Origin of the sequence: Roseofilum sp. Guam, from assembly GCF_017746735.1 — a bacterium.
In the GTDB taxonomy this organism is placed as follows: domain Bacteria; phylum Cyanobacteriota; class Cyanobacteriia; order Cyanobacteriales; family Desertifilaceae; genus Roseofilum; species Roseofilum reptotaenium.
Genome location: NZ_JAGHZN010000049.1, coordinates 30,977 through 54,329 on the forward strand (window position 1 = coordinate 30,977; position 23,353 = coordinate 54,329).

Sequence of the window (23,353 nt, forward strand, 5' to 3'; positions counted from 1 at the left end):
GGGACTACGGCCAAGGATAGAACTCAGAGTTAACGGTATATGATACCCTTATTCCTACAGCGGATTGAGGAATAAGCGGATGTTCAAACGCCTAGCGATCGCCACTCTGATGGCATTAACGTTTATGTTGACCAGTTGTGTTGCAGCCACCAGTGGACTGCAACAGTATGTCAATGCTACCAAAGGATACGAATTTTTATACCCCAATGGTTGGGTTCCCGTGAAAGTCAGTGGGGGGCCGGATGTCGTCTTCCACGACTTAGTGGAGAGAACAGAAAATTTATCGGTCATTATTAACCCAGTGGAGGGAGACCAAGGGTTAAGCGATTTAGGAACACCGACAGAAGTGGGATATGAACTCTCAAAAACGGCGATCGCTCCTGAAAGAACAGGACGCAGTGCAGAACTGGTGAATGCCGGTTCTAAGACTCTTGGCGATCAGCTCTATTACTTATTAGAATACGAAGTCAATATTCCCGATCAACCCATGCGCCATAATCTCACCAGTGTGGCGGTGAGTCGCGGAAAATTGCTCACGTTTAGTTTATCGACGACCGAAAAACGTTGGCAAAAACTCCATACTCTCTTTGAACAAGTCGTTCAATCATTTAACGTTTATTAACCATGACCATTCCTCCCTTGGTCTTAGCTTCTGCGTCCCCAGCTCGGTTGCGCTTACTCCAACAAGCGGGAATTTTTCCCCAAGTGCATCCGAGCCATTTTGATGAGTCCCAAGTGCAAAGCTCAGACCCAGAAATCTTAGTAAAAGCCTTAGCCCAACGCAAGGCAGAAACGATCGCCCCAGAGTATGAAAAAGGCGATCGCCTGCCCCTGATTTTAGGCTGTGATTCTGTCTTAGCCATCAACAATCAAATCTATGGTAAACCCGCGAGTGCAGCCGAAGCGATGACTCGCTGGCAGGAAATGCGCGGTCAACAAGGATCTTTATATACGGGCTATGCTCTGTTAGACTTGCAGCAAAAAAACTCTGTAATTACCGCCGAAGTGACCACAGTTCACTTTGCTTGGGTGAGCGATCGCGCTTTAAGAGCCTATATTGCCACCAAAGAACCCCTTAATTGTGCCGGAGCATTCGCCATTGAAGGTAAAGGGGGTTTATTTGTCGAGCGTATAGAAGGCTGTCATATGAACGTCATTGGCCTGAGCTTACCTTGCTTGCGATCAATGGTCGATCAATTGGGCTACGACATCACCCAATGGTGGGAACCATCAACCCATTAAACCTGTAATCCTCTAAGCTTGCTACACTAAAAAAAAGAACCAGCAATCGACAATACTCGGCAAACGTTGGGAATCAATATGGCGAATGAACAAGCCTCCAATAAATTAGTCCAGTTTCCCAAAACTGTGACCTGGGAAACCGACCTGGCGCGTCTATGTGGAGAAGACGAGTTATTTCGCGATCGCTATCAACTCTATAAACTCCTGGGAAGAGGTGGCTTTGGAGTCACTTTTTTGGCCAAAGATTTAGGTGCAACCCAACAGCCTTGGTGTGTGATTAAACAACTTTGTCCTAAAGTAAAACACCCGAAAGGACTTGAACGGGCCCGTCGTTGCTTTCGCCGAGAAGCTAGAATCCTCAGCCAGTTAGGTAACCATCCCCAAATTCCACAAATGTTCGATTATTTTGAGGAAAATGGAGAGTTTTATCTTGTTCAAGAATACATTCAGGGGCGAACTCTCTCCCGTGAGATCCGACATCGAGGGCAATATTCTGAAGCCTTAGTGAAATCTTTTTTGCTGGAAATTTTACCCCTATTGAAGTTTATTCATGAGCAAGGAGTAGTCCATCGCGATATTAAACCTCCTAACATTATTCGCCGACACAGTAGATCGGAAGCCTCCCCAGGAGAGTTGGTTTTAATTGATTTTGGAGCCGTCAAAGAGTTAATCCGAGAAACCGAATCGAATCATACAATAACGGCTACTGCTTCTACTGCTTTTGTGGGAACTTTTGGCTTTTCTCCCCCCGAACAGTTAGCCTTGCGCCCCACCTACGCCAGCGATCTTTATGCTCTAGGAATTACTTGTGTTTATATGCTGACAGGGAACTTTTCCGCTGATGACGAACTACCCCATTTTCGTCCTAAACAATGGTGGCGTAATCAGGTAGAAGTTAGCGATCTTTTGGCTGATGTTGTTGATAAAATGTTGGCGGTGGATCTCAAGGAGCGATATAGTTCAGCCCAAGAGGTTCTTACTGCTATTGATCTAGCTCCCCATCTAGAAAGTTTAAATGAGTGTCTCACCCATCAAGCCCAACCCGAAGAACCGGAATCTGAGGAATATGTATCTCCAGCCCAGCGCCGCGCTCAAGAAATTCGAGCACGTATGGAACGTTTGCAAAAACGGCAAAAGTTGGGGAATCACCATTTCCCCAAGCATTGGTAGCTTAAAATTCTGCACAACTTTTTCTTGATTATCCCAAATAATTGTTGCTAAATGTATAGACAATAGTGTTTCACTGCCATAAATTGTTTGGCTCTTTCCGCAACTTCTTCCACTGTCCAAAAAATAGCTTGCATGAGGATTTACCCTGTTCTTTCTTCTTTAAGTTGGTCATATCAACTATAGCGCTACACGCTAGTGGGAGTTGACTGATAAAACTGAAAATCCCCTGGTAAAAGCGACCAGGGGATCTTAGAGGTTAAGATAGGGGCAAGTGATTAAATCTCTTGCATCAGGGGTCAGAAAATGAATGGCAATAGACTCATCGTCTATTCTGATGACGATTGCCTATTGCCCGACTTCTGCAAGAAGTCTATTGAAATCCTAACGAGCAAAACCCACCGTTATAGAGTTCGTTGCGTTCGCGTTCTAATTGGGAAACTAGGGTACGATCGCCTTTATCTTGGGCTACTTGCAAGCGGTGTTCCAGACTTTTGAGGATATTCTGACAATGGGCCGCAGCCAGTTCAATGGTCAATTCTGATTGAGCGGACTGGAGCTGATGGGTTGGGCGTTGTAAACCTGGATAGGTGGGTTCGTCACATTGGTGGGTTTTATACTCGATCCCACGGTATCTTAAATCCATCGGCGATTGAGGGACAGGGAGGTGTCTGGGGTAGCGATTCACCCGATAGGTACGACCCCGATATTTGGCAATCAAATCTTCTTCTTGTATGTCGATCGGCAGGGGTTTACGGTTGTATTCTATACCGCGATAAAAGAGGTTCATGAGTCTTTCCTTTTCTTAGTTTTGAATGAATCAGAGAGTTTTGAAATCGTTTTTTTATTTCTGTATCTATCATGACATTTCAGGATGAAGTTTGGGTGTGATTTAAATTAAGATTAAGTTAAAAATTATAAAGTTAATCTAAAGTCTTTGAAGATGAGTGAAAATCGGGACAACAACAACCAAAAACAAAGACTTTTAGAAGCTATCTGTTCTGGCTGTTGTTTATTTTCTACTGCAATCGGAGCTAAGATTCTTTAGCTTCTAAGGCTTCGACTCGACTTTTTAAGGTTTGATTGGTTTTCTTCAACTGCTCGATTTCTTGCCGTAAGGTGTCCATCGCGCTATTCGAGCCGATCGCCTTCTGCACTTTTTGCACGGTTTCTTCTGCTCGACGCTGCACCCGGCCATCTGCGGTTGAAGAGGCGATCGCCTGTAAAATCCCCATCGCTTTTGCTGTTTTCATCCCTCCCAAAGCCTGGATCACTGCCATTTGGGTTAAGAAAAACGATTCAGCCGATAAAGCATCCAACCGTGCTAACACCTCTTCTACTTGAGCTTCATCTTGACCGGAGGATGCCACACCTAAAGCACGAATGGCACTTAAACGTAGAGGTTGGGGAATACCGAGGTGGGTATACTCTAGAATCACCTCTAAAGCTGCTTTAGAGCGATTCATTTGGCTTAATCCGGCGATCGCCCCACTGCGAACTACCTCATTCCAACCCGCTTTCGTTTCCAAAACTGTCTTGAGCAGTTTAATCACCTTACGGGGTTTAGGCATCTCTTGATCCTTGACAGCGGCGATCGCCCCCAAAGCCTTAGCCACAGAAGCTTCCACCTGATAAGACGGATCGCCATTAACCAAAACCGACTTCAGCACCTTATAACTCGCCTTAGTTTTGATCGTCCCTAACGCTTCAATAACCGCCTTACGGACTCTAGCATCCCCATCTTGCAAACCCACTAACAGAGCCTCAAATACCTGATCCAGGCGAATTTTACCCAAACCTCTGGCTATTTCCACTCGCACTCCCCAAAAGGTTTCCGTTTTTAATGCTTCAGCTAAAGCCTGAACCACGGGTAAGGTTCCTTTCTTCACTAAAGCATTAATGGCATAAATGCGAGCAATGGGATCGGGATCGTAAGCCAACTGAGCCTTTAACTCAACTACAGGATAGTCCAAAACCACCGTTTTCAAATAGTGATTCCCCACATCAAAACTGATAAACTTAGGCTTCTCATCTAAGGGGAAATAAAAACTCTCTTCCACTTGATGAATTCTCACCGTATGGGAGTTAACCACAATTTCAGGTGCTTCACCGTCCTTTTCTGAAGGACTGACATAGCCAAAACCGATAGGGATTGTCAAATCAAAGAGAAATTTTTTATCTTCTTTAGCTTGGGTTTGGACTACCGTTACCTTCGCCAGCTTATGATCTGTATCCCAACTGTAGCTGACCTTAAAATCGGGATGTCCCCCACGATAGACATATTGATCGAATAAAAACAGGAGATTGCGCCCTGTAGCTTCTTCAATGGCTCGCAGTACATCCACCGTTTCTACCGTACTATGGGCATGATTGCGAACAAAGGTTTGTATTGCCTTGAAAAATAAATCATCGCCCAATTCTGCCCGCATCATATGGTAGACACAGGCTCCTTTTTCGTACAAATGGCGATCGTAGAGTTCTATCGGCTCCCGATAGACATGGGTGACCATGGGGCGACGATAGCGGGTTTTATCTTCTTGTAAATAGCTTCGTGCTTCTCTGAGGTAATAATAGGCAGCATCCTCTGCTCCATATTCCTGTTCTGTCCACAGCACTTCACAATAGGAAGCCATCCCTTCTTTAATCCAAGCGTGAGACCAATGTTTAATCACCACTAAGTCCCCAAACCATTGGTGGGCAAGTTCATGAGCGACTAAACTTTCAGTAAAGGGATGATCGAGTAGAGATCGTTTATCCAGTAGACAGCGATCCGTTAAGAGCGTTGTCGAGGTATTTTCCATGCCGCCAAAGATAAAATCAGCGACACAAACTTGGGCATATTTGGGATAGGGATAGGGATAATCAAAGATGTTACTAAAGAAGTCGATCATACGTGGCGTTTTGCCCATACTTCTCTGGGCATCATTTTTACGGTCTTTTTCCACATAGTAAAGGACGGGGGTGTTTTGCCACTTGTCTTTGATTTCTACAAATTCGCCTATTGCTAAAGTCATCAAATAGGTCGGATGAATTTCTTTTTGAAACCAATGATAAATTTTAGTGTTGCCTTCAGTTTTTGTATCGATCAGTTCCCCATTGGAGATCGCCATATATTTAGCCGGGACTTGAACTCGAATTTCTGAAGTGGAAAGTTGTCCGGGGTAGTCTAGACAAGGGAACCAGTAACGGGAGTCTTCATCTTCGCCTTGAGTCCAAACTTGGGTGGGTTTGCCAGGATAATCAGTATCAGGATGAATGAAATAGAGTCCTCTTTGGGGATGATCGACTTGATAGACAATGTTAATTTCTAGAGTTTGTTCCGTTTGAGTTGGGAGATCTAGGTGGATGTGGAGTTTTTGTCCATCGTAGTCAAAGGATTGGGATTTGTGGTTGACTTTGACCTTCTCGATGATTAAGTCTACTGCGTCTAGGGAGAGGGTTTCAATACCCGTGCGAATGGGTTTGAGATGGAGAGTACAGGAACCGCTATATCGAGCGTGAGGAATGTCTAAGACTAAATCTAAAAAAATATGTTCGACTTGTCCGGGGCGATCGGGGGTATAGTGAGGATAGGAACCGGGAAGTTGAAAGGATTTGCGTTTGGGTTTTTCGGTATCGAGGAAGGATTTTAAGAGTTCAGACATGCACTTAGAGTTGAGATTAGGAGCAATCTTTTAGTTTAATACAGTTTTTAGGGTTTGGAACACGAAACTGGGGACAACTAATCTAAGATGCCGGTTAATATTTCTAGCAAAAGAGTTAATTCTTCTGGTACAAGATAGCGCTTGGGGTCTTGTTGAATGCAGCGCTGTTGGCGATCGAATGTCCCGAATCGCCAGTCTTCACCGGTCGTGACGATGCCGTATAAAATGGGGGTATCCGATTGAGTCCAGCGATCGAGGGCGAGGAGTTGAACTGCCAGTTGGGTAAAGCCACGCACGAGATCGGATTGTTTGGCTTCAATGACTATGAGGTTATGACTGGCAATATAATAATCTAGGGTTCCCCGCAGATATTCATTGACAGCGATCGCATATTCGACATGGATACGCAGATCGGCAAGGTCGGCGACTTCAAGCAAAATGGGGCTAATTAGAGCTTCTCGACGGGCAGTTTCATTGATCAATTCGATGCGTTTGCGGTTGCGCTCTAGTTGATAGAGCAAGGGTTCAATGGAAGTTGTTAAGGCTCTGTGAGGTAAATTGAGGGGCGATCGCACAAGATGACAATCAAATTCAGCTAGAATATCTTCCAGAGTAAAACTGAATTCAAAATATTGGCTGAAAGTATACGATTCTCCTGGCTTAAAAATACGTGAGGAAGCCATAAGTTAGAGTTTAAGAAAGACAATAGATAACAGATAAAAAACGAAAATATCCCACTGTTCTTTTAGCTGGACAAGTGGGATATTTTTTCTTTCTAGAGATATCGACTTATCGCAAGAAACTACTCACTAACCACAACGTAAAGAAAGCAACTACAGCCGCGAATTGATCGCTGTTAACTTGACTGACGTTGGCTAACCCCGCTCCTAAAAGGCTACCGAGCAATAACCCAGCGATCAGTCCCCCAACGGTAAGTAAGACCGATCGCCCAAACTTATTTTCCTTGCGGTTCAAGAAATAAATGCTGGCCACCACCCCCGCTAAAAGTGTAACCTGGAGAGGAGACTGACTACCCTGGGTGGGGGGCAGGAGGGCGACACAACTCATTAGCACTAAATAAACACCCATAGGCAAGAGAATATCTGCTTGACTGGGAGTATCCAGATAGGATTGTAACCAGTTGGGCATGGAATTCCCAGGAGTTGGGGGGGGCTTCGGTTGAGTCACCGTTGCTTTTTCCGGAAACCGGATGCGATCTGGAACTTTGAGTTTTCCCTGTTGCCGCAGTCGTAGACGATCCATGAGAACGGCATCATAGGCCGTCTCAATAGCTTCTACTTGTCGGCGATCGCCACTGTGTTGATCCGTGAGGCTCTGACGGGCCTGTTGAATTTCCTCAAACGAGGCATTTTCGTTTAACCCCAAGGTTTCATAAGGACTTTTGTCACTCATCTTCTTTTTAATTCCCTCACAATCATTCAGCCCTCCGATCGAGGAACCGTAGGAGTATAGACTTCCAGCATACATAGCTTATACAAGCTTGGTTGCCCAACTCAATGGTTGACCCGTTTTCTAGCGCTTGCCAAATTAGCCTAAACTTTTTTCGCCATTTTATTAGTGTCACTTTAACATAATTCTTAATAGAGTTGGCTACCCAAGCAATCACCACCGATAATAGATAATCTAAGCTCCTCAATGACAGATCGCCCCATCTTTTTGAGCAAGGAATGATCTGCCAGTGGGCTTAGGCTGCCGTTATTCTAACGGAAAACCTGTATCACAGAGCCACCATGGCCAGATACACTTGAGGACGAAACTGCCAGTCTTGGGTCTGTTTGTCAACTCGCAAGCATATATCACAAGGTTATTCATATGGCTTCAGCCAAGATTCTTGTCGTAGATGATGATCCTGCAATTCGTAATCTAGTCTTTCGCTATTTGGGCAAACATGGCTATGAACTTGAAAATGCTCCTGACGGAAAAACCGGCATGACTAAGTTCAAGCAGTTTCGCCCCGATTTGGTAATTTTAGATGTTAATTTACCGGACGCGCTAGGTTACAATCTTTGCCAGGAAATGCAAACTTTAACGGATGTTTTTGTGTTGATGCTTACGAGCCGCACGGATACATCAGATAAAATTATTGGCTTTGAAAAGGGAGCCGATGATTATCTCACTAAGCCTTTTAGTGTCGAAGAACTCAAATATCGCGTAGAAGCTCTACTGAAGCGCCAGCGCACTGTGACCACTCCTGAGCGTCAACTGATTACCCATGGTCAGTTGTCTATTGATCCCGAACGTCGGGAAGTGATGTTCCAAGGGGAACCCGTGGTGCTAACGGCATTAGAGTTTGATTTGCTGCATGTTCTAGCCAGCAACCCGACCAAGGTGCTGCGACGTTCAGAGTTAATCAGCCAAGTATGGGATTATGAACACCAGGGCGATCAGCGGGTTGTTGATGTGCATATTGGCCAAATTCGGAAGAAGTTAGAAGCAGATGGGGGACATCGGTTTATTAAAACGGTGCGGGGTGTGGGTTATAAATTTGCACCTCCCGATACTGTATAGGATGAAACCAATTCTGGATTGCCCTATCCTTCTGCGGATACGGAGGGGTTGAGATGGGACGTGCATCTACCCAGTGTTTGGAATAAGCGCCTGACTTTTTCTAGGTCTTTGTCTCCTGGTTGGCGCTCAACTCCACTGGACAAATCGATACCTTGGGGAGAGAGCTGCTGTAAAGCTCTGTGAATATTGTCAGGAGTCAATCCTCCCGCTAGGAACCAGGGTAAGGGAGGAGTAAAGCTCTTTAAGTCTTCCCAATTGAGGGTTTGACCTGTTCCGCCAAGTTGGTGGGGGTGATAGGCATCTAAGAGTAGGGTATCGACACAGGTTTGATAGGTGGGAATTTGATTTAAGGTTTCCGGAGTGCGGACTCGAAAGGCTTTGATTAGTTCGATCTGGGGTAGATGTTGGCGCAGGGTTTGGCAAAATGAGGGGTCTTCATCACCATGGAGTTGAATTCCAGTCAGATGGCCTAGGGTGACGGTGTGGGAGATTTGCTCTAGGGTAGCGTTGACAAATACGCCGATGCGATCGATAGATGGGGGCAGTTGGGTACAGATCTGTTGGATCTGTTGGGGTTCAATGTAACGGGGAGAGCTGGACACACAGATGAATCCTAGGGCTGTAGCTCCTAAATCGGCGATCGCCACCGCTTGGTCAACTTGGGTAATGCCACAAATTTTAACGCGCATATTTGCTCCGGATTCTGGAAATTTTGTATCAAAATTTTAATAAACTTTAAGGAATGACACAAAAATAAAGTTTTGTCACCCGGCTTCTTATAATAGTGAGGACTTTTTACCGGGATTAAGGAGCGAAAGACCTATGACCTCAGAATGGTCTCTCAATATTGGACTGATCATGATTGCTTGCAATATTCTAGCGATCGCCATTGGCAAATTCACCATTCAACAAAAAGGTGTTGGCCCCGGCCTGCCTGCTGGCCCCTTCTTCGGTGGCATGGGAATGGCTGAATTACTGGCGACCACCAGCTTAGGTCATCTCCTAGGTGCTGGCGTAATCCTAGGACTCAGTGGTACTGGAGCGATTTAATCTCCCACACAGTTTGGAAAACTTGGGGAGTATGGGAGTCCGGGGAGCATCGTTTTCCTGATTTTCCCTCTCCCCAACTCAATTAGCCCTTACTAACCTGTAGCACTCTAATTGCTGTCCACTCTTGTTCAGATAAAGGTTGTACCTGAATTTCCATCTTAAAGGTTTCACAGGCTGCTTGAGTCAACGTATCGACTAAGTGAGAAAAACTCAGAGCAGCTAAACTCGGTGGAGATTCTGGCAGTCGCTCAGAAAAGACCTGATGCCATAATTGGCGATCGGGATTCAGACGCATAGAGCCATGTTGGAGAACTGTGGAACCCTGCCAAACCTGAGCGCTACCAATCAGCTTATAGCCAGAATCTAAGACTAAATCTGCTCCCGTCGCTGTGGCAAAACAATTGGGAACTTGGGCATAGCCTCGCCCAGCAGAACCATAGTGTAACTCGAAATCGAGCGATCGCCACCCTCGAATCAGAAACTCACAAATCTGCTCATAAGCTGCCATTCGATGAGCAAACCGTCCAGAATACACCACAGCATAAGTTAAATCTCCTTGATGGAGAACCCCTCGCCCCCCCGTTGGTCGCCTCACCAACTCTACGGGTTTTCCTTGCCATTGCAAACCTTGCCAAGACTCGGGCCAGCGTTTTTGGTGATACCCCAAAGAAATTGCCATCGGCTGCCAGGTATAAAATCGCAAGCTAGGCGGCTGATTGCCCTGTTGATGCTGTTTCCAGAGCCAGCGATCGATCGCCATTTGCGATCGGCCCGACTCCTCAATTAAGGGAATAAACCGCCACTGTGCAACCAAAACTACTGTCCAAATTCAGCAATCAGAGCGTCATCATTATCATCAGCAATATTGGCTACTAACGTAATGGCTCGCGCAATTTCCCCTGGGGACAATTCCGCCACCGTGCGCGTCGCGACCACCACCACCCGGTTATCCACAATGGCAAAATGGGCCTCAAAGGTTTTTAGCCAATTCATTTCCAATAACTTACGCATCAATCGTGCTTCCTCTTTAGCCGGTAGCGATAGCACATAAGACCAGACCGTTAAGCTATCATCATCCGTTTGACCCGTCAGTTGCACATAGACCTCAACCGAGCCATATTGGAATTTCCATAAGTACCCTTCCTGAGAATCATAGCCCGCTTGCACCGTCTGACCTTCAGCAATCATCGTGCTGATGACTCCTTCAATCTCATTAATATAACTGGGAGTCACAGGTTCTAGCTCTTGGGTCATCGTGTTTCCTACCACTGGATTACTCATAACCGTCTTTCTCCATCACCAATCACCAATCATCAATCATACAGGAATCCTATGGGTTAGAGGTTACCATGTTTACCCATTATTACAAATCCTGAGGATTTAGAGATATTCAAGGAATTAAGCTCTCGGAGATGCAGAAAAACTCTAAACGCTATAGAGCTTGGGTTGACTGCAAATTATTTTGCTCTCTCCACTAACCGGATATCTAGATTTTTCTCTATATCCTTTTCTAAGGCCTCCCAATCTAGTTTTCGATATATAGTTGTTTTAATTAAGGAGGGGACATGGTTGTAGGGGCGAACGGCCATTCGCCCCTACATATACCCTGGCTTTATCTTAATTAAAATGACTATATAAGCGCTTCGCGCGGTAATGGGTAATAGGTAATGGGAAAACCATTTTCACACTATAATGCCCATTCTTCAGGCTTTTCAGGGGAAGGCACTCTCAAGGAAAACTCCGATCGCTGCACCTCATAACAGTGAAAACCACTGTAAGTTTTTCAATATTTCACTTAACGTTGATGTTGACGTGTGTGCCTTCGCTCTATAGCTCTTCCATCAATGCTTTGACTCGATCGATTCCCTCTCGATCGCCAGCCACCTGATAGAGTTGTAGGGCGCGTTCTAATACCGAAAGGGCTTCCTGTTTGCGATCGCGTTCTTTGAGTGCCAACGCCAGCTTATAATAGCCTTCTGGATCTTGGGGCGCTAGTTGCACCACTTGACGGTAGGTGGCGATCGCCAAGAGGACATCATTCTGTCTCATGAAAATATCACCCATGGATCGATGGGCATCCACCAAATTCCGATCTAAGGATACTGCCCGTTGATAGGCTTGATAGGCTTCTGGCCAATTTTCAAAGCTCTCTTGGATTTTACCAATGGTCATATAAATTACTGGATTCCGGGAATCGAGTTGAGCGGCTTTATCCAAGGCTTGCCGTCCTAAATCCACATTACCGCGAGCTAACCAAGCACTGGCTAATTTCACCTGAATGCTACCGGAACGGGGATTCAGTTGTTCGGCTTGTCTGAGGTGTTGAATAGATTGATCCAGTTGTCCCTGTTTGAGGTACATTGCTCCAAGTAACTCATGGGCTTGAAAATTTCGAGGATCGGCACTGAGAACCTGTTCATAGGTTCTTTTAGCTGAGATAAAATCGTTTTGTCGCCACTGCACCACTCCCAAACCCAAATAAGCCTCCAAATTGTTCCGATCTAACTGAATGGCTTGTTGATAGGCAATTTGGGCCGCCGCATTATCACCAATCTTGGCTAAACTATGGCCGAGGGCATAGAAAAAGTCTCCATTCTGGCGATCGTAAACCACTGCCTGACGATAGGCTTGGGCTGCTTGAGCAAAATTTCCTTGAATAGCTTGCAGATAACCAATACCAGAATAGAGGCGAGCATTTTGGGGGTCTAATCTGAGGGCTTGTTGATAAACTTGAATGGCTCTAGGATAATTTCTCGCTTCGACGAACTGATTTCCTTGCTCCAACAGAGTATCAAGTTGGGCATCAGTGGGCGATCGCTGGGCAATCCATTCTACCTCTTCAGAGGCTTGAACGGCCAAGGGCGCAACCCCCTGAAAACCTCCCCAAACCAATAGAGTTGCCAAGAATAAGCTGGATTTGTGCATGGTTGATGATCGACAGAGTGTGTGTGAGGGATTTGTAATGAAAATTTACACTTTCTTTAGGATTCCGGCAAGGGGGAATAGGGGGGCGCGGGGACGCGGGGAATGGGAGACACGGAGATATGCAGATAAGGAAGATACTCAATGACTCACAAATCCCGACTCACAAATCCCGACTTAATTCTTCAAGATCCTAGTTTGAAGGCTTCGACGAACAGACTATACACTAAGCCAATTTTCAATCCATTAATTACATCTCGCCAGAGGTTATCTTGACTCCAAAGCTTAGAGCCATAAATGAGGCGATTGAGGACTTCTATCCCCATCACCAAAATGGCTGCTACCAGGATATCCTGTTCTGCCCGTTGACCAGCGATGGTAGACAAGGCTGTACCCAGGAAAAAACCGAATAAAAAACTGATAGTCAACAAGGACAAGCGCCGCCAAGGATTGCGTAATACCCTAGCAGTCTCTCGACTCAAAACGTTGACGAGTTCATTCAGACGAGTATTCTGCGTAACCCTATCCTCCCGATCGAGTGCAGTGCTAAAATTAAGGGTAAACCATTCACTCCATTTTTACCAAATTGTGACTATCTCTGTAGAATTTATTGAAGGAATGTCAGAAGAAATTAGTGGCATTAGTCTGCGAAAACGCCCGAATTCTGATACCAAAATTGTGGTTTTAAGCTTTGAGAGGCTGGTTGCAGCAGAAGGATTTAAGAGTTTTGGCAATAAGGTGGAGCATCTGTGGCTCAAGGATGAAGAAGGAACGATCCAGGTGAGTCCCAATGGTATGAAATTTATTTTTGTCGATGATGATGAGCTATCTAATGCAGAGTGTACGTTTGAGGTGCATTCTCAAGATCAGTTTGACCGGGTAATGCGTTTTTTCCATCGCTATGCTGATGCCTATGGTTTTGAGTTTCAAGGCAATAGGCAATAGCTTTAAGATTCTTCTGGAGGGGGATCGAGGGGTAACAGACCACTCTGTTGGATAAGTTTGGGCCAAATGAGGATAAAGTAGCCCATCCAAGCGAATATGGGTAGGGACAAGAGGAGGGAAAACCACCAACGATGGAGAATAATCCAACTCAGGACGATCGCCGTGACTCCAGTTAAAATGATAGACCAGGGTTGACACCACCAGGGCTTATATTGCCAAACATTCACGGGTTTTGAGGGAAGGGATTCAGACATGGGTAAAAAGTTAAGGCTCTCAGCTAGTTGTCAAGGGGGAGGCAATAGGCAATAGGGAAAATCCAGTTTTACCCTTGGCTTGAAAAGTCCATAAGGGGAACATCGGGTGCGATCAAGATTTTATTCTATCGGAAATATTTCTAAACACAAGGGAAAACTATGGCAAAATCGAAATCCAAAGATCGGACGTTAGCGATTGATATTGGTGGTAGTGGGATTAAGGCAATGGTCTTGGATCGCAAAGGCCGTCCTTTGGGCGATCGCGTGCGAGTGCAGACTCCCCAACCCGCTACACCCGAGGCAGTCTTGAGGGCGATCGCCAATTTAGCCGAACAAGCCGGAGCTTGCGATCGGGTTTCCGTTGGCTTTCCCGGAGTCGTGCGCCACGGTATCGTTTCTACTGCCGTTAACCTTCATCCCAATTGGGTGGAATTTGACCTAGCCTCAACGCTCTCGGAATCGTTGGGTACCGGTACGAGTGGCCAATGATGCCGATATTCAAGGGTTTGGAGCGATTTCTGGTCAAGGGGTGGAACTGGTAATTACCCTGGGAACCGGCTTTGGAACGGCCTTATTTGTAGATGGAAAACTGGTTCCGAATCTGGAAGGTGGTCATCATCCTTTCCGTAAAAAACAAACCTATGAGCAACAATTGGGACGTGCCGCACTGGAGAAAGTCGGGACGAAAAAATGGAATAAACGGTTGAAAAAGGCGATTTGCAAACTTCAACATCTATTCAACGCCGATCGTATCTATTTAGGAGGTGGAGAAGCGAAAAAGGTAGACTGTGAACTTCCTAAAAATGTCTCCATTGTTCCGAACATCAATGGACTTTTAGGCGGAATTGCGCTCTGGAATTTATAGCACTTTGCGCTAGGGAATAGGGAATAGGGAATAGGATTATGGTACATGGCTTTAGGGATTCAGTATTGTACTCCATAACATCGCAAAGCCCTGTATCTATTTTTCTGTCAGTTTCAATCCCTCATAGGGATTTAAGAGCGTTTCAACTCTCGGATTTAGGGATAGGAGGAGAAGGATTGAGGGGTTTCAATCCCTCATAGGGATTTAAGAGCGTTTCAACCTCAAAAGAGGTGAGTAATTCTGGGCGGAATGGAAGGTTTCAATCCCTCATAGGGATTTAAGAGCGTTTCAACTTGAGACAGACCTTAAAGTCCGTTGGGGTTGAAGTGCAAGATGTTTCAATCCCTCATAGGGATTTAAGAGCGTTTCAACCCGGCCAAATTAATTAATATCTATCAGAATCTCGTTTCAATCCCTCATAGGGATTTAAGAGCGTTTCAACGGGAGGATTCTTTTCAAGTTATTCGCTTGGGGTTTGTTTCAATCCCTCATAGGGATTTAAGAGCGTTTCAACTTCGCTCCAGGAGTGGCTTGATGATCCGGAGCAGCTCCCTTTGTTTCAATCCCTCATAGGGATTTAAGAGCGTTTCAACCTCATAAAGTTTTGGGTAGGAAGCTTTGAGCATTAAGTTTCAATCCCTCATAGGGATTTAAGAGCGTTTCAACACGACTCAAATCAAAGCGATCGCTTTAGCTTCCGGGGTTTCAATCCCTCATAGGGATTTAAGAGCGTTTCAACATTAGGGGAAATAAGAGTGGGAGATAGAGGTTGCATATGGTTTCAATCCCTCATAGGGATTTAAGAGCGTTTCAACAGGATACGCCATTGCATCTTTCTATTTGTAAGCCTAATTCGTTTCAATCCCTCATAGGGATTTAAGAGCGTTTCAACGCGGGGGTTTGGCGGGGGACTGCCTTAATCCTAGCAGTGTTTCAATCCCTCATAGGGATTTAAGAGCGTTTCAACAGCTAGTACCATTATTTGGGGGCGAAAATGAGGTTTAGTTTCAATCCCTCATAGGGATTTAAGAGCGTTTCAACGGTCAGGAATTGCGGATTATCGAGTTGTTTGGTGCGGTTTCAATCCCTCATAGGGATTTAAGAGCGTTTCAACTTTTCTTCTTTGGTCATTGGATTCTCCTCTCATTTGTTTCAATCCCTCATAGGGATTTAAGAGCGTTTCAACTTGCTAGAGCGCCCAATGGTTCGTTGTCCAAGCCTGTTTCAATCCCTCATAGGGATTTAAGAGCGTTTCAACACTGTTGGAGCACTATCAGGCCTAGTTTTTTGTGCCTGTTTCAATCCCTCATAGGGATTTAAGAGCGTTTCAACCAGAATGATACAAACAATCCAAGCGTTAGATATCCGTATCTGAGTTTCAATCCCTCATAGGGATTTAAGAGCGTTTCAACACTATAATCTTCTAAGTCAATTGGTCTCAAAATTTTCAGTTTCAATCCCTCATAGGGATTTAAGAGCGTTTCAACATCATGTACGCGACCATTTGAAGTTACTTGGATCGGGTTTCAATCCCTCATAGGGATTTAAGAGCGTTTCAACGTTTCAACTTGATCGTCTCCTTGATGGGGCTGGTTTCAATCCCTCATAGGGATTTAAGAGCGTTTCAACGGTTATGAGGGATTGTCGTGAGCGATCGCAAAATCGTTTCAATCCTTCATAGGGATTTAAGAGCGTTTCAACATATGTCGAGGGATTCTCGTCATTTTGGTTATCGTGGTTTCAATCCTTCATAGGGATTTAAGAGCGTTTCAACTTGCTCACCGGAGAACGGTGGTGGCACATGGCTGCGGTTTCAATCCTTCATAGGGATTTAAGAGCGTTTCAACATGACTGAACTAGAGGATCTTCCTCACTTATTCCTTTATGAGGTTTCAATCCTTCATAGGGATTTAAGAGCGTTTCAACTAAAATCTTCCTGCCAAATGTCACTCATCTCCTCTTTTTGTGTTTCAATCCTTCATAGGGATTTAAGAGCGTTTCAACACGACAACAACGATAAGCAACTAGAAAAATTTCTAGAGTTTCAATCCTTCATAGGGATTTAAGAGCGTTTCAACTTTTGGCCACCCGGTCAAATTTACCGGTGGCTGCCTTGATGTTTCAATCCTTCATAGGGATTTAAGAGCGTTTCAACAAAATGTGGCTAGCGCCTTTGAGATGAGAGGCGCTTAGTTTCAATCCTTCATAGGGATTTAAGAGCGTTTCAACTTCAATTGCCTTCGGTATTTCCATTTCTCATCTCTGGCAAGTTTCAATCCTTCATAGGGATTTAAGAGCGTTTCAACGTATCACCCCTGTGGTCGTTCCCACTTCCTTTTTCCTGGTTTCAATCCTTCATAGGGATTTAAGAGCGTTTCAACTGCTGGCTTTTGAGATCCTTGCTGTATTGACTTTTCAAGGTACATTTCCGACGCACAGGTAGTATCATAGCAAATCAGCTCCCAACCAACAAGCCTAAATCGCTGAAACCTTTGCTCTGTAAGGGCCGACGCTGGTTGTTGGATTCCAAAGCTTGGAACTCAGACGAGATAAGGTATACAGCCATTTCAGCGTTAGAGGCATTTTCCACACCCCCCTAGCGTCGGAATTCGAGAGGGGGATGGGGAGATAATCAATTATCGATTCTCGATGTTCTGATAATAACTAGAAATAATGGCAACGGCGAACCACCAGAGAGTGTTGACTTGGGGACGATACCAAACGGTATCGACTGCACCATGGGCCATCATACCGATCGCGATCGCCAATGCTCCCATTAACCACCAGGCCTCAGTAGAAGCCCTATCCCGCAATCGTTCCAGGTTTTTCCATCCCTGATGGAAGGTGACGGCTAAAAACCACAGGAATATGCTTAACCCAATTAAACCCGTTTCTACCGCCGTTTCCAGTAAGACGGAATAGGCACTAAGGGCGGAATATTTCGGAGTCATAAACAGGGGATAGATTTTATTAAAAGCACTATTCCCCGGCCCAATACCGATAATGGGATATGCTTGGATCATCCGCACAGCTCCCATCCAGACGTTAATACGGAAATTATTACTGCTATCGCTACGACCGGCAAAAATACTGGAAACGCGATCGCGCACGGGAGGCACAAACAGGACTGCTATCGCAAACAAAGCGACTAAAACCCCGAATGTCAAGGGAAGGGCAAACTTTTGCCAAAACGGAGATAACCTAGCGCTCCACCAATAAACCGCCAATAAACCGAAGGCAGTCAGGGCGACCACAAAGCCAATCCACCCTCCCCGACTATAGGTCAACACTAAGCAGGCAGAATTAACCGCGAACGTCACGATCGCCAACATTTTAGGAAAAATGCCATTCCAGATCCAAACCGCCGCCAAGCCCCAAATAACCGCCGGTAAGAGATAACCGGCTAGGAGGTTAGGATTGCCCAAATAGCTATAGACGCGGGTAACATCGGCAGAAGCTGAACTGGGGTCAACCCAAGTGGCCAGAGATCGCGCCCCAAAGAAGTATTGGCGAATACCATAAACCGCTACGGGCAAACTGGTCAATAAATAGATAGTAATTAGACTAGAGCAAATCCTCGGATTACGGGCAAGTCGAGCAGTAAAAGCAAAAAATAGCAGATACAAACCCAGTTTAATCAAGCCACTGAGGGCAGCCATTTTTACCGGAGATAGGGCTGTCGCGATCAGAGAAATCACCCCAAACAGGAAGATCGTTCCATGGATAGGAGTTGCTAAGGGTTGGCTTTCCTGATGGGGATCGTCGGAGAGAGTGAGTAAAATCCAGAATCCACTACAGGCGAGCAACAGGACACCAATTAAAGTAGTCGAGACAAAGGGACTAAACCCTAGAACCAAGGCCACGAGGGTAGCACCGATCCAGTCAGCATAGATCATCAGAGCGCTACCAGAACGCCAGGTTCTCAGCGATCCGACAATTCGATGCAGTAGGGATCCTTCCAGCCAAGGATCGAGGGCAAAGTTAGATAAGAGTAGAGTTTCCCACACAGCGATTTTTAGGGAATAGGGAATAGGTAATTGATAATAGCAAGAGTCTAGCAGGGTGGGCAATGCTCACCAAGCCCTAATTTTACTCACTAGCGTGTAGTGTTCTAAAACCGATGTTAGATTTTATCTAATCTTTGATTTTTATGTGATTGAGATCACAAATTTTCCGATCAAAAATGAGCCGTGATTGCAAAAACTTCCTTAACTACCGAATTTATCTTGATGCTTGCTGTCTCAATTGTCCCTTTGATGACCTTACCCAGCCCCGTATTGCCCTCGAAGCCCAAGCAGTCCTCACAATTATTCATGAATGCGAAACTGGACAAAGCCAACTGATTGCCAGCGCTGCTCTAGAAGTGGAACTTGCCCAAATGCCCAACCGTGAAAAACTTAACAACATTAAAGCGATCCTGGCGATCGCCAAAATTTATGTCAACAATAGTCCTACCCTTGAACAACGCTCCCTAGAATTAAGACAGTTAAGCTTTGGAAGCTATAACGCGCTGCACCTTGCCAGCGCTGAACAGAGCCACGCTAACATATTCCTATCTACTGATGACCGTCTCGTTAACAAAGCAAAACGTTATAACGAAATTCTTCAAATCTCCGTTGACAATCCAGTTCAATGATTAATGCAAATGACCCAAGTAAACCTCAATAATAATGACGACTAAAACCTACCAAGAAATCGTAACCCAAGGTTATCAAGCCCTCATGGATTCCCTCGGTATTGTAGACGCGATCCGATTTATTCAATACCTCAATCCTGGGCAGGGAAATTATACCCAAGATTGAGATCAATGGTTGAGTGAACACACTCTACAGGAAATTTTTGACCAGATGAGACAAAAAAAACAGGCAATCCCCAACAATATGAGGAAATTATTGAATAGTGCTCTAAAACTGAAGATAAGGTAATTGGGCGGCTGTGGCACGAATGGAGTCTACTCCTTGCAGAAGTTGGCCGCAACTGTCCCATGTACCAGAGCTAAACATTTGTTGCGCTCCAGCACTGAGGTGAACGGGGCTGGAGTTGCCTTCCCACGCTACAGTCAAGGTATTGAGATCTAAGGTCAGCTCCATTTGAGGATTAGCAGCGATCGCCGTTTGCAGCGTCTTAATTTGCTCGCTCGAAGCCGTCACACAAGGCAGTCCAATGGCGACACAATTACCAAAGAAAATTTCGGCAAAACTTTCACCGATAATGGCTTGAATCCCCCAACGGGCGATCGCCTGGGGAGCATGTTCGCGACTGGAACCACAGCCAAAATTACCATTTACGATTAGGATTTTCGCCTGTTGATACTGGGGTTGATCGAAGGGATGTTTGCCCTGCATTTGGGCACGGTCATCCTGAAAAACAACTTCTCCTAAGCCATCGAACGTGACACAGCGGAGAAAACGAGCCGGAATAATGCGATCGGTGTCAATATCATCACCGATTGAGGGAATTCCTGGGCCAGAAATTAGTTGAATTTGACTCATAGTTATAGAAAGGGGATAGGGAATAGGAAATAGGCAAGAGGGAAAAGAATATTAAAGAATATTAATGTTCTTTTGCACTGCCATAGTAAGACGTTACGAAAATAGCACGGGAGGCTGAAAGCCCCGTCAATTTATTGCGGGGATGAAAGACGACACGAGCGGCTTTGTCCGCCTTCCTTACGCTAGATGATAAGACCATGATTGTACTAGAGTTCAAGGCACGGGTGAAATCCGCCCAGTCCGTCGCTATTGACGAAGCGATCCGGACATCTCAGTTTGTTCGTAACAAGGCCTTGCGCTATTGGATGGACAACCCGGGAGTGGGTAAATACGATCTTAGCAAGCTCTGCAAAAAGTTGGCTGAGGAGTTTCCCTTTGCCAAGAAGCTTAACTCCATGGCGCGTCAAGCAGCAGCCGAGCGAGCCTGGAGTTCAATCAGTCGGTTCTATGAAAACAGCAAGAAGGGCATTAAGCCTGTAGGATATCCCAGGTTCAAGAAGCATTCTCGCTCAGTGGAGTATAAGACCTCTGGGTGGAAACTACTAGGACCGAAGCGCATCAAATTCACCGATAGCTTCGGGATTGGGGAATTGCGGTTGCTCGGAACCTACGATCTGGCACGCTATGACGAAGCCCTGATTAAGCGGGTTCGCTTAGTCCGTCGTGCTGATGGCTACTACGTTCAGTTCTGTATCCAGGTCAATATTCAGGTACAGAGTGAGCCGAGTCAAAAAGCCGTTGGGCTTGACCTGGGGCTGCACTATTTTATTACTGCCAGCGATGGCAGTGTAGTGGAAGCACCGCAGTTCTATCGTCAAGCAGAGCAACAGTTAAGCAGAGCTAATCGGCAGAAGTCCAGAAAGTACCGCAAGGGGACAAAACCCCAGTCCAGGAACTATCACAAAGCGAGGAACCGATATGCCCGCAAGCATCTAAGGGTAAGCAGGCAGCGTCATGAGTGGGCGAAGAGAGTCGCCTACTGCGTCATCCAATCTAACGATTGGGTTGCCTACGAAGACTTGAATGTGAGCGGGTTAGTTCGCAATCGGCATCTAGCTAAGTCGATTAGTGACGCGGGATGGTCAACATTTCGCTATTGGTTGGAGTATTTGGGCAGGAAGTATGGGAAGGTAACGGTGTCCGTTCCTCCCCACTATACGAGCCAGGATTGTTCAAACTGCGGCAAACGAGTAAAGAAGGCGCTCTCAGTCAGAACCCATCAGTGTCCGCATTGCGGCTATGAGGCTGACCGAGATGTGAATGCTGCTATCAACATCCTGCGCCTTGGACTCGAGTACCGTGGGGCACACGGGAACGCATACGCTTGGGGAGATTGGCCCTCTGGTTGAGTTGGAGAAATCCTGCTCAGTTAAGTCCGGTCGATGAACCAAGAATCCCCGTCTCGAAGCGAGCGGGGAGTGTCAACTTGCTGACGATCAATAGACCTCTTACCTATGTAGGGAAAAATAATAACCCAACAGATATAAGGAACCCGACAGCACAATTAACCCGGAAGAGTCCATGACTGCTGCATCTAAAGCATCTTGGAGATCTCGATAGGCAGCACAAGCGCTCAGATTCGGTTGTAGGGTTTGGGCGAGTTCAAGTAGTGCTTCAGGGGAAGCGCAATTGCTATCGGGAACGGGGACAGTAAAGAGGCGATCGCCGGGACGCAGCAGAATTTGAAAAATTTCTTGATGAGATTTAGTCGAGATCATTCCCATCACCCAATGAATGGGGGTCATCTCTAGGCTATCGAGATAGTGGCGCAAAACCAGCGCCGACTCTGGATTATGGGCCCCATCGATCAGAATACGCTGTTGTTTCCAGCTACTCCATTCTAGGCGGCCGGGCCATCGGGTATGGGCAATTCCCTGTTGGATCGCTTGAGGAGAAATCTGCCAGTCTGAAGGGGGTAGAGTTTGGATTGTGGCGATCGCCACAGCAGAATTTTGCAGTTGATGCGCTCCTACTAAGGGCAGTTGATACTCCAGATCCCCAAATCTAGCTTTTCCTCCCCCCAAATCTTCGGCTGCTGGAGGATAAAGAGCTGGGCAATTTAACTCTTGAATTCGTTGCTTAATCACCGTTTGTGCTTCTGGCTGGAGAGCGCCAATAATCGCTGGACAGTGGGGTTTGAGGATGCCCGCTTTTTCCCGGGCAATATCCCCTAGGGTAGGCCCCAACACTTGCCAATGATCCCAACCAATAGAGACAATAATCGAAGCTAAAGGGCGATCGCACACATTGGTGGCATCTAGACGGCCCCCTAATCCCACTTCCATGACCGCCACATCGCAACCTCTTTCAGCAAAATAGAGCCATGCAGCAGCCGTAAACACTTCAAACTGAGTGGGCGAATCTTCAGGATTGACTTGTTCTAAAACCGAAACCAAAATGTTATAGAGATCTTCTGAGGCAATATTCTGACCATTAATACAAATTCGTTCTGTCCAATCTTGTAAATGGGGGGATGTATAGCGTCCCACTCGATAGCCGGCTGCCTGTAAAATCGACGAGATATAAGCACAAACTGACCCCTTGCCATTGGTTCCCGCCACATGGATGACTCGAACCCGATCCTGGGGATTCCCCAAACGAGCCAAGAGTTGCTTAATGCGATCCAATCCTAAATGAATCGCTGGATGTTGATGAGAGGGCAACAAATCGGTGATCGCCTGCCCCCATTGAGAAACCTTATTCTTCAAGTTGCAATCTCAAATTCACTGTTCCAGAAGGTCTAACATCACCGGGAGAGCGAAATAATCCTAGACCTTCACCTACGATACTCTCTCGATACATGACATCCACCTTTTCATTAAGTCTCAATTGGGGAATCCCTTGAGATCTTCCCCGGGTCGATAACCGCGGATCGACCCGGTTTTCTAGGTCTGTATACAAACCCGGAAAATCTTGAGTGCTGCGACTCTCCACCGTTTGCAAAGAATCCCCTTTCAGAGTCACCGCCTCATCTTGGGACAGAGCGGGGGCAGTGAATAAGGAAACCACTCCACCCAAAGTCATCAGGGGTATAACTAGCCAGAACCCTATGGCGCTATGTTGTGCTAGGGAATCGGGCATATGTACCTGCATCTTAGGATTCACAACTGTACTCCATAACTGTAAAGTCTTCATCTGTCACACTGAGGGATTCAGTCTAAAAATACCCGTACTTACTATTATGGTGCGCTATGGAAAGCCTGAGCAAGCGATCATTTATAAAGTTTTAATCTCCCAACTGCC

Annotated in this window: 24 protein-coding genes, 2 pseudogenes and 1 CRISPR repeat array; of the genes and pseudogenes, 10 read left to right on the top strand and 16 right to left on the bottom strand. The window is 45.9% G+C overall.

Going from position 1 to position 23,353, the window contains the following annotated elements:
* Positions 1–79: 79 nt before the first annotated feature.
* The 3 genes from psbP (at position 80) to J7529_RS18340 (ending at position 2,412) form a co-directional block, all read left to right on the top strand.
* Positions 80–622, top strand: coding sequence for a photosystem II reaction center PsbP (gene psbP, locus J7529_RS18330; RefSeq protein ID WP_318730174.1), 543 nt, complete (start codon positions 80–82; stop codon positions 620–622).
* Between the two features lie 2 nt (positions 623–624).
* Positions 625–1,242 carry a Maf family protein gene (locus J7529_RS18335; protein ID WP_271936629.1) on the top strand — a complete coding sequence of 206 codons (618 nt, stop codon included), beginning with the start codon at positions 625–627 and terminating at the stop codon, positions 1,240–1,242.
* Positions 1,243–1,320: 78 nt separating this feature from the next.
* The gene (locus J7529_RS18340; RefSeq protein ID WP_318730175.1) at positions 1,321–2,412 is read left to right on the top strand and encodes a serine/threonine-protein kinase; all 1,092 of its coding nucleotides are present in this window, start codon (positions 1,321–1,323) and stop codon (positions 2,410–2,412) included.
* 370 nt (positions 2,413–2,782) lie between these two features.
* Here J7529_RS18340 and J7529_RS18345 read toward each other — a convergent pair whose 3' ends face one another.
* The 4 genes from J7529_RS18345 to J7529_RS18360 all read right to left on the bottom strand — a co-directional run bounded on the left by J7529_RS18345 (position 2,783) and on the right by J7529_RS18360 (position 7,466).
* Positions 2,783–3,199, bottom strand: coding sequence for a DUF4278 domain-containing protein (locus tag J7529_RS18345; protein WP_318730176.1), 417 nt, complete (start codon positions 3,197–3,199; stop codon positions 2,783–2,785).
* 244 nt (positions 3,200–3,443) lie between these two features.
* Positions 3,444–6,053: a M1 family metallopeptidase gene (locus J7529_RS18350; RefSeq protein ID WP_318730177.1), complete on the bottom strand. Its 2,610-nt coding sequence runs from the start codon at positions 6,051–6,053 to the stop codon at positions 3,444–3,446.
* A gap of 77 nt (positions 6,054–6,130) precedes the next feature.
* Positions 6,131–6,736 (bottom strand): hypothetical protein, encoded by a 606-nt coding sequence (locus J7529_RS18355; protein WP_318730178.1) that lies wholly within the window; start codon positions 6,734–6,736, stop codon positions 6,131–6,133.
* 106 nt (positions 6,737–6,842) lie between these two features.
* A complete protein-coding gene (locus tag J7529_RS18360; protein WP_271936636.1) occupies positions 6,843–7,466 on the bottom strand; it encodes a CPP1-like family protein in 624 nt (207 codons plus the stop codon).
* A gap of 420 nt (positions 7,467–7,886) precedes the next feature.
* Between J7529_RS18360 and J7529_RS18365 the strand changes: the two genes are divergently transcribed.
* Positions 7,887–8,582 carry a response regulator transcription factor gene (locus J7529_RS18365; protein ID WP_271936638.1) on the top strand — a complete coding sequence of 232 codons (696 nt, stop codon included), beginning with the start codon at positions 7,887–7,889 and terminating at the stop codon, positions 8,580–8,582.
* Between the two features lie 23 nt (positions 8,583–8,605).
* On the opposite strand, the gene J7529_RS18370 is transcribed toward J7529_RS18365, so the two are convergent.
* A complete protein-coding gene (locus J7529_RS18370; RefSeq protein WP_271936640.1) occupies positions 8,606–9,271 on the bottom strand; it encodes a phosphoribosylanthranilate isomerase in 666 nt (221 codons plus the stop codon).
* A gap of 133 nt (positions 9,272–9,404) precedes the next feature.
* Here J7529_RS18370 and psaK point away from each other — a divergent pair, with 133 nt between their 5' ends.
* Positions 9,405–9,632, top strand: a complete 228-nt coding sequence (gene psaK / locus J7529_RS18375) for a photosystem I reaction center subunit PsaK (RefSeq protein WP_271936642.1) — start codon at positions 9,405–9,407, stop codon at positions 9,630–9,632.
* A gap of 82 nt (positions 9,633–9,714) precedes the next feature.
* On the opposite strand, the gene J7529_RS18380 is transcribed toward psaK, so the two are convergent.
* The 5 genes and pseudogenes from J7529_RS18380 to J7529_RS18400 form a co-directional block, all read right to left on the bottom strand.
* Positions 9,715–10,392, bottom strand: a complete 678-nt coding sequence (locus J7529_RS18380; RefSeq protein WP_271936692.1) for a lipoate--protein ligase family protein — start codon at positions 10,390–10,392, stop codon at positions 9,715–9,717.
* A 56-nt stretch (positions 10,393–10,448) separates the two neighbouring features.
* On the bottom strand, positions 10,449–10,913 hold the full coding sequence (locus tag J7529_RS18385) for a YbjN domain-containing protein (protein WP_318730179.1): 465 nt from the start codon (positions 10,911–10,913) through the stop codon (positions 10,449–10,451).
* Positions 10,914–11,092: 179 nt separating this feature from the next.
* Positions 11,093–11,170: pseudogene (locus J7529_RS18390) on the bottom strand (IS630 transposase-related protein); the annotation flags it as partial.
* Between the two features lie 289 nt (positions 11,171–11,459).
* Complete coding sequence (locus J7529_RS18395; protein ID WP_318730180.1) at positions 11,460–12,557, bottom strand: tetratricopeptide repeat protein; 1,098 nt, start codon at positions 12,555–12,557, stop codon at positions 11,460–11,462.
* Positions 12,558–12,739: 182 nt separating this feature from the next.
* Complete coding sequence (locus tag J7529_RS18400) at positions 12,740–13,036, bottom strand: DUF565 domain-containing protein (RefSeq protein WP_271936647.1); 297 nt, start codon at positions 13,034–13,036, stop codon at positions 12,740–12,742.
* A 106-nt stretch (positions 13,037–13,142) separates the two neighbouring features.
* On the opposite strand from J7529_RS18400, the gene psb28 reads away from it, so the two are divergent.
* Entirely contained in the window at positions 13,143–13,499 is a 357-nt protein-coding gene (psb28, locus tag J7529_RS18405; RefSeq protein ID WP_318730181.1) for a photosystem II reaction center protein Psb28, read from the top strand.
* A 2-nt stretch (positions 13,500–13,501) separates the two neighbouring features.
* Here the strand turns inward: psb28 and J7529_RS18410 are convergent, their stop codons facing one another.
* Complete coding sequence (locus J7529_RS18410) at positions 13,502–13,753, bottom strand: DUF6737 family protein (RefSeq protein ID WP_318730182.1); 252 nt, start codon at positions 13,751–13,753, stop codon at positions 13,502–13,504.
* Positions 13,754–13,912: 159 nt separating this feature from the next.
* Here J7529_RS18410 and J7529_RS24805 point away from each other — a divergent pair.
* A pseudogene (locus J7529_RS24805) lies at positions 13,913–14,618 on the top strand (ROK family protein).
* A 110-nt stretch (positions 14,619–14,728) separates the two neighbouring features.
* A CRISPR array of direct repeats spans positions 14,729–16,999; the repeat unit is 37 nt; unit sequence GTTTCAATCCCTCATAGGGATTTAAGAGCGTTTCAAC.
* Between the two features lie 255 nt (positions 17,000–17,254).
* On the opposite strand, the gene J7529_RS18425 reads toward J7529_RS24805, so the two are convergent.
* Positions 17,255–18,679 carry an IctB family putative bicarbonate transporter gene (locus J7529_RS18425; protein ID WP_413038920.1) on the bottom strand — a complete coding sequence of 475 codons (1,425 nt, stop codon included), beginning with the start codon at positions 18,677–18,679 and terminating at the stop codon, positions 17,255–17,257.
* A gap of 122 nt (positions 18,680–18,801) precedes the next feature.
* On the opposite strand from J7529_RS18425, the gene J7529_RS18430 reads away from it, so the two are divergent.
* Both J7529_RS18430 and J7529_RS18435 read left to right on the top strand, forming a co-directional pair.
* Complete coding sequence (locus J7529_RS18430; protein ID WP_318730186.1) at positions 18,802–19,254, top strand: hypothetical protein; 453 nt, start codon at positions 18,802–18,804, stop codon at positions 19,252–19,254.
* 34 nt (positions 19,255–19,288) lie between these two features.
* Positions 19,289–19,420, top strand: coding sequence for a hypothetical protein (locus J7529_RS18435; protein ID WP_318730187.1), 132 nt, complete (start codon positions 19,289–19,291; stop codon positions 19,418–19,420).
* 102 nt (positions 19,421–19,522) lie between these two features.
* Here J7529_RS18435 and leuD read toward each other — a convergent pair whose 3' ends face one another.
* Together leuD and J7529_RS18445 are read right to left on the bottom strand one after the other, a co-directional pair.
* Positions 19,523–20,110 (bottom strand): 3-isopropylmalate dehydratase small subunit, encoded by a 588-nt coding sequence (gene leuD, locus J7529_RS18440; protein ID WP_318730188.1) that lies wholly within the window; start codon positions 20,108–20,110, stop codon positions 19,523–19,525.
* A gap of 61 nt (positions 20,111–20,171) precedes the next feature.
* Positions 20,172–20,309, bottom strand: a complete 138-nt coding sequence (locus tag J7529_RS18445; protein WP_318730189.1) for a hypothetical protein — start codon at positions 20,307–20,309, stop codon at positions 20,172–20,174.
* On the opposite strand from J7529_RS18445, the gene J7529_RS18450 reads away from it, so the two are divergent.
* Complete coding sequence (locus J7529_RS18450; RefSeq protein WP_318730190.1) at positions 20,308–21,459, top strand: transposase; 1,152 nt, start codon at positions 20,308–20,310, stop codon at positions 21,457–21,459. The two genes, J7529_RS18445 and J7529_RS18450, sit on opposite strands and share 2 nt — an antisense overlap.
* Before the next feature lie 99 nt (positions 21,460–21,558).
* Here J7529_RS18450 and J7529_RS18455 read toward each other — a convergent pair whose 3' ends face one another.
* Together J7529_RS18455 and J7529_RS18460 are read right to left on the bottom strand one after the other, a co-directional pair.
* Positions 21,559–22,818: a folylpolyglutamate synthase/dihydrofolate synthase family protein gene (locus J7529_RS18455; RefSeq protein WP_318730191.1), complete on the bottom strand. Its 1,260-nt coding sequence runs from the start codon at positions 22,816–22,818 to the stop codon at positions 21,559–21,561.
* A complete protein-coding gene (locus J7529_RS18460; protein ID WP_318730192.1) occupies positions 22,808–23,245 on the bottom strand; it encodes a hypothetical protein in 438 nt (145 codons plus the stop codon). Before J7529_RS18460 ends, J7529_RS18455 begins: the two co-directional genes overlap by 11 nt.
* Between the last annotated feature and the right edge of the window lie 108 nt (positions 23,246–23,353).